This window comes from Pseudonocardia yunnanensis, from assembly GCF_039534065.1.
Taxonomy (GTDB): domain Bacteria; phylum Actinomycetota; class Actinomycetes; order Mycobacteriales; family Pseudonocardiaceae; genus Pseudonocardia; species Pseudonocardia yunnanensis.
Genome location: NZ_BAAAUS010000063.1, coordinates 202,339 through 208,980, shown reverse-complemented (window position 1 = coordinate 208,980; position 6,642 = coordinate 202,339). Strand labels below are relative to the sequence as shown.

The following is a 6,642-nucleotide window of genomic DNA, read 5'->3' as shown; positions in this document are numbered from 1 at the left end:
CCTGTCCGGTGGGCGCGACGACCGCGCCGTTGCTGTCGGGATGATCGACATAGCGCAGGCCCTTACGTGCCAGCGGCTCGCGCATCCCCTGGACATCCAAGCTCAGCTCGCCGTTGCGGTAGCGCTGGCGGGACTGGGCTTCCTTCTCCTCCCGCGCCACCGACGCCGCGACCACCACCTCCACCTCGCGGCGCGGGACGACGACCACACCATCGTCGTCGGCCACCACGACATCACCGGGGTTCACCAACTGCCCTGCGCACACCAGCGGGATGTTCACGCTGCCCAGGGTTTCCTTGACCGTGCCCATCGCCGAGATCGCGCTGGCCCACACCGGGAACCGCATCTGGGTCAACTCCGCGATGTCGCGACACCCCGCATCGATCACCAGACCGCGCACCCCGCGCGCCGCCACCGCGGTGGCCAGCAACTCACCGAAATACCCTGCGTCCGAGCGCAGCGTCGGGGCCACCACCAGGACATCACCGTCCTGGCACTGCTCCACCGCCACATGCAACATCCAGTTGTCACCCGGCGGCACGCTCACCGTCACCGCCGTTCCCGCGACATGAGCCCCCGGGTAGATCGGTCGCAGCCGCGGCTCCAACAGACCCGTACGACCCTGCGCCTCATGAATCGTGGCAACACCGAACTGCGCCAGCGCTGTGACACTGGCCCCGTCGGTGCGCGGAGGGTTCCGGACGACGATCGACATCTGACTCCTCACCTGCTCGCTTCGTTGCGGATCTTCTTATCCGACCACGGAAGGAGTGAGACATGCACGACACCGTCGTCCACCTCACCTCCGACCGCCCGGATTGCCCGATCGACGTCGTCGAGTCCGAAGGTGTGGGTGGTCAGCCGCTCCAAGGGGAAGCGCCCCGACGCCAGCTGCTCCAGCGCGAGCTCACACGCCCGGTAGCTGTGCCCGCGGGCGCTCTTGATGGTGATCGCCTTCTCGGTCATCTTCTTCATCGGGAAGTCCGGGAACGCCGCGAGCTCGCCCTGGATCACCATCGTGCCCTCCCGGCGCTTGAGTGCGTCCACGCCCAGGAGAACCGGTGCCACGCCGGCCCCGGCGGTGCAGTCCAGCACGACGTCGACGCCCTTGCCGCCGGTGATCTCCTTGATCCGGGTGAGCGGATCCTCCTGGCGGACGTCGATCGTGTGATCGGCACCGAGATCGGTGGCGAGTTGCATGCGGACCGCGTCGCGGGTCGTGCCGGTCACGATGATCTGCGAGGCGCCTGCCTGCTTGCAGGCGACCACCTGCGAGAGCCCCTGCTGTCCCGGCCCCTGGATCAGCACGGTCGAGTTGTAGCCGACCCCGGCGGCGAACAGCGCCCACTCGATCCCGTTCGACAGCGGCGTGACGATGCCGGCGAGCTCGGCCGAGACCCCGTCGGGGACCTTGTGCAGCACCGCGTTCCACGGCAGGTACAGGTACTGAGAGAAGCCGCCCCAGAGATGGAAGGGATTCTCCGCGGACGTGTAGCCGTACCGCCGGGCATCGGGGTTGGTGCGCCAGTCGGTGTTCTCGCAGTGCCGGTAGTCGCCCCGGTGGCACCACTCGCAGTGGAAGCAGCCGACGTAGTGCTCGACGAACACGCGGTCGCCGTCGACCACGCCGTGGCGCCGGGTGAAGTCGCGGCCCGCGTAGGCGATCGTCCCGACGTTCTCGTGACCCATGATCACCGGATCCGGGAACGGGGGCTTGGCGTACATCTTCACGTCGGTCCCGCAGATGCCGGCCACCTCGACCTTCAGCAGGGCGCTGTCGTCGGGGACATCCGGCATCGGGAAGCTGCGTATCTCGGTCCTGCCGGGAGCCGTCCGCACGGCGGCCAGGACGTCCTCAGCCATCACGATCCTCACTCCCGGGCGGTCACGCCGCCACTAGTTTTCGGTCTTATGGTCTGCTGTCTTACCATAATGTGACCAAGCGAGCACGAGAGGAAGCCGATGCCGGCACTGCAGCTGAGAACCGTCACCCGAACCCAGGGCAACAACGCGGCGCTCAAGGACGGCACGGTCGCGCCCCGCGGGCTGGTCTTCGACTTCGAGGAGGTGCCGGTCCTCGTCTCCGCCTTCCGCCGCATGGTCCGCACCCTCGAGTTCGACGTCTCCGAGATGGCGTTCACGACCTACCTGGTGGCGAAGGCACACGGCGTGCGGTTCACGGCGCTGCCCGTCTTCCTCGTCCGGGCCTTCCACCACGGCGCCATCCGCTTCAACACCGCGGTCGGCATCCGGACGCCCACGGACCTCGAGGGACGGCAGATCGGCGTCAACCGTGGCTACACCGTGACCACCGGCGTGTGGGCGCGCGGTGTGCTGGCCGACGAGCACGGCGTCGACCTGGACCGGGTGACCTGGGTGCTCTCCGGCGACGAGCACGTGGCCGAGTACCGGCCGCCTGCCAACGTCGTGCCGATGCCCGCGGGCGGCGACCTCGCCGCCATGCTGGGTGCCGGCGAGATCGCCGCCGCGATCGGGGTGGACGGCGACCTGGCGGACGTCGCTCCCCTGATCCCCGACGCGCGGCAGGCCGGGCTGGCCGCCCTGCGCCGCGACGGGTACTACCCGATCAACCACCTCGTGGTGGTCAAGGACGAGCTCCTCGAGCAGCACCCGCATCTGGCGCAGGACGTCTTCACGGCGTTCGCGGAGTCCAAGAATCTCTACGTCGACCGCCTGCGGGCGGGTGCGATCACCGACCCGAGCCCCGTCGACCGCCTGCACGAGCAGGTGATGGCGGTGACGGGAGCCGACCCGCTCCCCTACGGCATCGCCCCGAACCGGAGCAACATCGAGAAGCTGCTCGACCTCGCCATGGCGCAGAAGATCCTCGACCGGCGCCCCGCCGTCGAGTCCCTCTTCGCCGCGGGGACCCACGACCTGACCGCCTGAGTCGCGGGGCCACTCAGACTCGGAGCGACCCCACCGTGTCGAGGAGCCGCACGGCGTCGAGGAACCGGAGCACGCGGGCCGGCGCCGTCTCCTCCGTCTGGTCGGCCACGGGTACGTCCCAGTACTCGGAGCCGGCCAGACACTCGTGCAGGTACCGCGCCGCCGACGTGGCGTGCGACCTGTCCTGTCCCGGCACCACCAGCGTGGGCACGTCGAGCTGCAGCAGGTCCTCCGGCTCGGGGCCCGGCACGGTGTCGCGGTCGAACATCGTTCGCACCAGTCCACTCAGGATGAACTGGTAGCGGTCCTGGTCGAACGTGGAGTAGGCGGCGGCGAACTCGGCATCCGTGCGGATGACGGTGGCCCATGGCCCGACGCAGGGGTCGTCGCTGAAGCTCGCCGTCGAGCGTTTCGCGCGGTCGACGACCTGCTCCAGGCCGTGCTCTGCGACGAACGCCGCATGCTGCTGGAACCGCGCGTGCTGTGTGAGGCGGTACCGGGCACCACCTGCCGGCGAGTACAGCACCATGCTCGCCACCGTGTCGGGGTGCGACACGGCGAAGCGGGCGGCGATGGAGCACCCCACGCATCCGCCCATCAGGTGCGCCCGCGCGATGCCCAGGTGGTCGAGCAACCCCTTGCCCTGTCGCACGTAGTGGCCCCAGGTGACGCGCTCGATCCGACCGCCCGACGAACCCGACTCCCGACGGTCGAACGTGATGCACGTGTACCGCTCGGTGAGGTGAGCGAGCAGCTTGGTGCGCCGGTAGATGCCGTGGGAGGCCCAGTTGCCGAGAGTGGCGTTGAAACCGCCCGGGGAGAACATCAGCAACGGCGGCCCGGTGCCGCTCACCTCGTAGTGCGTGGTGATGCCGTCGATCGTGGTGCTGGGCACGAACCTTCCTCTCAGGTGACGGGGATGCCGCCTCTGATCTGCTGCCCCGCCCGGACGTCCGCCGCGTATGCGGCGATCGCGTCGTGGGCGATCCGGGCCACGTTGGCGTAGGTGTCGGGCGGGTCGTCCACGCCCGCGGCACCGTAGCCGATCGCCGCGGTGGCCAGCCTGATCCGCCCGTCGAGCCACGGGCCACCGCCGTGCCCGCCGAGCACCGGGATCGAGACCGCCCGGACGACCTCGGGGCCGACGACCGCTCCGGAGTTGGTGAAGTTCAGCAGCGCTGCCCCCGCCGCCTCCAGGCTCTTCGCCTGGGCCACCATCTCGTCCGTCATCTCGACCGGCACCTCACTCCCCTTGCCGGGGGTGGCGCTGTAGGTGACTCCGTAGCGCAGCGCCGTCTGCGGTGTGATCCCGAACTGGGCGAACACCGGGATCCCGGCCTGGTTGACCGCCGCGACCGCGTCGAGGTGATCGGCCGCGCCGTCCAGCTTGACGAGGTCGACACCACCTTCCTTCACGAGCCGGATCGCCGCGCGCACGGCGCTGTCCGGGCCCTCCTGCAGCGGCCCGAACGGGAAGTCGCAGGACACCAGTGCGCGCTTCACCCCGCGCCGGACGGCCTGGCAGACCACCAGCAGCTGGTCCATCGTGATCTCGAGCGGGTTGGGCTGGCCCCACAGGTTGATCCCGACGGTGTCGCCGACCGAGACGATGTCGACGCCGACGCGGTCGACGATGCGGGCCATCTGGTAGTCCCACGCGACCACGCAGACGATCTTGCGCCGCTCGTGCTTCATCGCCTGCAGCCCGGGCAGGGTCACCTTCTCGTCCATCGTGCCTCCGTCGTCCGGGGTCGGGCAGGGGAAGAGTCGTTCACGCCCTGAGCGCGGTCAGCACCTCGTGCACGTCCTGCTCGTCGGCGGTCACGAGCAGCACCTGGGCGTACGGCCGGAGGGCGACGACGACGTCGCCGACCTCATGGCGATCACCGAGCACCAGGCCGGCGGTCATGATGCCGCGCCGGGCGCAGGCACGCCCGATCGCCGAGGCGGCCGCCGCCGCGCCGCCGTCCGCGGTGGCGAGCATGACCGCGACGTCCGCACTCATGAGCTCGTCGGCGAGACGCGTGTCCGTCCCGTTCGTGCGGTGCAGGGGCATCTCGTCCGGGTCGTCGGCGACGCCGTTGCGGCCCGATCCGGTGCCGGCCACGAGGGTGAAGAACCGGGCGCCGTTCCACTGCTGCAGGGCGAGACGCCGGACGATGGTCGCGGCGTCGTCGTCCAGGGCCACCATCCGCGCGCCTCGGCGACCCTCGATCGGCACGTCGATCCGGAACCGCGCCTCGGCGGCGGTGGTCGCCTTGGCGCAGCTGCTGAGGAGCACGGGGCGCGTTGTCATATCAGTGTCTTCCCAGGACGTCGGGTCGCTCAGACGGTGGCGTGCGGCTTGCCGGGCTCGGCCGTCAGCGCGTCGCGGCTCGACTCGATGAACGACTCGTCGCGCGGCAGGACGACGGCGGCCGAGCGCACGCGGTGGTGCTGCGGGTCGACACCGGGCGGCACGACACCCTCCTCACGCAGAGCGAGCGCAGCCTTCCGCAGCTTCTGCCGGGCCTTGATGATGCCCGCGTCGGCCGAGACGAGCCGCTCCTTGGACCTGTTGACGATCGGCCCCATGCTCTCCTGCAGGGAGGAGTCCTGAATGGCGATGCCCTTGACGCCCGAGAAGAACTCGCCCCGGCGCTGCGCGTCGCGGTCCATCAGGTAGTCGTTGTCCTTGTTGGCCGCCGGGCGGTACGTGCCGGGGATGTTCTCGCTGTGCACGCCGTGGCCCGCCTTCATGTTCTCGACCTCGGTGGGCGTGAGCGCGCGGGTGGGGTGGTAGTCGAACGAGTAGGCCCAGCAGTTCTCGTCGTCGATCGGGATCCACCAGTGTCCGTGGACGGGGTGGTCGGCCCGCGGCGCGATCATCGTGAAGCTGGGCATGACCCACGGGGTGATGCGCCAGTAGTAGCTGTCGGCCTCGGCGTTGCGGCGTGCTCCCACGAACAGGCCGCCATCGGCTTCGGCGACCTCGAAGAACGGCTTGAAGTCCGCGAGGTTGTACTCGTTGCCCTTGGAGCCCTTGAACAGCGGGTCGTTCTTCAGACCCCCTGCGTGCAGCCAGGACACGTGGCTGGAGTCGATGCCGCCCTCGAAGGCCTGCAGCCAGTTGCACTCCTGCCAGCGCTTCGAGATGTAGGTCTGCTCCGGTGCCACCTGGGCGAACTCGAACTCCGGCAACGGGGGCCGCTTGTCCGGGTCACCCATGTGCGTCCAGAGCACGTCACCGATCTTCACGAGCGGGTAGGACGTGAGCTTGACGTGGGCGCAGAAGTTGCCGTTCTCCGACTCGGAGGGCACCTCGATGGCCTGACCGGTCACGTCGAACTTCCACCCGTGGTAGGCGCACCGCAGACCGCCCTCCTCGTTGCGGCCGAACCACAGCGACACACCGCGGTGGGCACAGAACTCGTCGATCAGCCCGTAGCGGCCCTCGCTGTCGCGGAAAGCGATCATGCGCTCCGAGAGGAGCTTGACCCGGACCTGCGGACAGTCGTTCTCGGGAAGCTCCTCGGCCAGGAGAGCCGGTATCCAGTACTGACGGAAGAGGTCGCCCATCGGAGTTCCCGGCCCCGTCTGCGTCAGAAGCTCGTTGATCTCCTGCTTGAGCACCGTTGGCCTTCCTTTCGCCTGCTGCATCGCGGGGTGGTCCGTGTCGTCCGGCGTGCGCCGGGCGACTCACTCTCGAATCTCGAAAACAATAAGACCATTAGACCCTTCTCGTCCACCTAT

General features: G+C 69.2%; 7 protein-coding genes. 1 reads left to right on the top strand and 6 read right to left on the bottom strand.

The genetic code is table 11. The features are described 5' to 3' along the window. Positions 1-715 (bottom strand): 4-carboxy-4-hydroxy-2-oxoadipate aldolase/oxaloacetate decarboxylase (locus ABD743_RS41570; protein WP_344729772.1); only part of this gene is annotated, 715 nt, incomplete at its 3' end. Between the two features lie 8 nt (positions 716-723). Then, positions 724-1,863 carry a zinc-dependent alcohol dehydrogenase gene (locus ABD743_RS41565; RefSeq protein WP_344729770.1) on the bottom strand — a complete coding sequence of 380 codons (1,140 nt, stop codon included), beginning with the start codon at positions 1,861-1,863 and terminating at the stop codon, positions 724-726. Between the two features lie 99 nt (positions 1,864-1,962). Between ABD743_RS41565 and ABD743_RS41560 the strand changes: the two genes are divergently transcribed. After that, positions 1,963-2,910 carry a substrate-binding domain-containing protein gene (locus ABD743_RS41560; RefSeq protein WP_344729768.1) on the top strand — a complete coding sequence of 316 codons (948 nt, stop codon included), beginning with the start codon at positions 1,963-1,965 and terminating at the stop codon, positions 2,908-2,910. A 13-nt stretch (positions 2,911-2,923) separates the two neighbouring features. Here ABD743_RS41560 and ABD743_RS41555 read toward each other — a convergent pair whose 3' ends face one another. Genes ABD743_RS41555 through ABD743_RS41540 form a run of 4 tightly spaced genes read right to left on the bottom strand, consistent with a single transcriptional unit; the run spans position 2,924 to position 6,522 of the window. After that, complete coding sequence (locus ABD743_RS41555) at positions 2,924-3,805, bottom strand: alpha/beta fold hydrolase (protein WP_344729766.1); 882 nt, start codon at positions 3,803-3,805, stop codon at positions 2,924-2,926. 11 nt (positions 3,806-3,816) lie between these two features. Next, positions 3,817-4,641, bottom strand: a complete 825-nt coding sequence (locus ABD743_RS41550) for a 3-methyl-2-oxobutanoate hydroxymethyltransferase (protein WP_344729764.1) — start codon at positions 4,639-4,641, stop codon at positions 3,817-3,819. A 40-nt stretch (positions 4,642-4,681) separates the two neighbouring features. Then, entirely contained in the window at positions 4,682-5,206 is a 525-nt protein-coding gene (locus tag ABD743_RS41545; RefSeq protein WP_344729762.1) for a hypothetical protein, read from the bottom strand. Positions 5,207-5,235: 29 nt separating this feature from the next. Then, complete coding sequence (locus ABD743_RS41540) at positions 5,236-6,522, bottom strand: Rieske 2Fe-2S domain-containing protein (RefSeq protein ID WP_344729760.1); 1,287 nt, start codon at positions 6,520-6,522, stop codon at positions 5,236-5,238. Between the last annotated feature and the right edge of the window lie 120 nt (positions 6,523-6,642).

What these genes read in the sequence shown, in the direction of transcription:
- ABD743_RS41565 (WP_344729770.1), bottom strand. Translation starts at nt 1,863, where the DNA reads ATGGCTGAGGACGTCCTGGCCGCCGTGCGGACGGCTCCCGGCAGGACC.
- ABD743_RS41560 (WP_344729768.1), top strand. Translation starts at nt 1,963, where the DNA reads ATGCCGGCACTGCAGCTGAGAACCGTCACCCGAACCCAGGGCAACAAC.
- ABD743_RS41550 (WP_344729764.1), bottom strand. Translation starts at nt 4,641, where the DNA reads ATGGACGAGAAGGTGACCCTGCCCGGGCTGCAGGCGATGAAGCACGAG.
- ABD743_RS41545 (WP_344729762.1), bottom strand. Translation starts at nt 5,206, where the DNA reads ATGACAACGCGCCCCGTGCTCCTCAGCAGCTGCGCCAAGGCGACCACC.